This is a genomic window from Pseudomonas sp. WS 5071 (genome assembly GCF_012985765.1).
Lineage (GTDB): Bacteria > Pseudomonadota > Gammaproteobacteria > Pseudomonadales > Pseudomonadaceae > Aquipseudomonas > Aquipseudomonas lundensis_A.
Genome location: NZ_JAAQWY010000082.1, coordinates 1 through 1045, shown reverse-complemented (window position 1 = coordinate 1045; position 1045 = coordinate 1). Strand labels below are relative to the sequence as shown.

1 protein-coding gene is annotated in these 1045 nt (G+C 56.6%); it reads right to left on the bottom strand.

Translation table 11 applies throughout. The annotated features are described in order from the left end of the window. Positions 1-125: 125 nt before the first annotated feature. A partial coding sequence (locus HBN61_RS22305) for an IS5-like element ISPa41 family transposase (RefSeq protein WP_170047928.1) occupies positions 126-1045 on the bottom strand: 920 nt, incomplete at its 5' end.

Here is a 1045-nt window from a genome sequence, read left to right as displayed (position 1 = left end):
GGATGCTCCGATCAACTTGTCGTGCAGCCGCGGCAAGTTGCAATTTTCCAGGCACCTACAGCGTCATTGGACGAAAAGTGACCGAAAAATCATGTACGGAGAGCTTTTTCGACCGGTTCTCCGTGTTAAACGCGAACCTCACCCATACCCATGAGCTGTTTTCGAACCCTCCACAGGTTTGCCAGGGCGAACAGCGTGGTCAACTGAGCCGTGTTTTTCATCAGCCCACGAAAACGTACTTTCACGTAACCAAACTGCCGCTTGATCACGCGAAACGGATGCTCGACCTTGGCCCGTGTCTGAGCCTTGCAGAACTCGATCTTGCGCTTGGCTTTGTACAGTACGCTGCGCTGGTTCAGCTTGGAATAGGTGCTGCGACGCGCTGCAATCTGCCAGATCACCCCCCGATTTTCATGCTCTTCGCGCCTTTCGACACCGGTGTAACCGGCATCTGCATACACGGCGTTTTCTTCGCCATGCAGCAGTTCAGCCACCTGCGTGACATCGGCCACATTGGCAGCGGTGCCATGGACGTGATGCACCAGGCCGGACTCGACATCGGCACCGATGTGCGCCTTCATCCCGAAGAAATACTGACCGCCTTTCTTGGTCTGGTGCATCTCGGGATCACGCTTGCCTTCTTTATTTTTGGTCGAGCTGGGGGCATGAATAATGGTGGCATCGACGATGGTGCCTTGGCGCAGCGACAGGCCTTTTTCCTGCAGATAACCATTGATGACCGCAAGGATTGCCGGTGCGAGCTGATGCTTCTCCAGCAAGTGCCGGAAGTTCATGATCGTGGTGTCTTCGGGGATTGGCGCGCTCAGCGTCAGGCGTGCGAACTGGCGCATGGGCGTGATTTCGTAGAGCGCTTCTTCCATGGCCGGGTCGCTCAGGGAGAACCAGTTCTGCAACAGATGGATGCGCAGCATGGTTTCCAGAGGATAGGGTTTTCTACCGCCGCCGGCCTTGGGGTAGAACGGTTCGATCAGCTCCAGCAGGCCTGCCCAGGGCACCACCTGATCCATTTCGGCGAGGAAGCGCT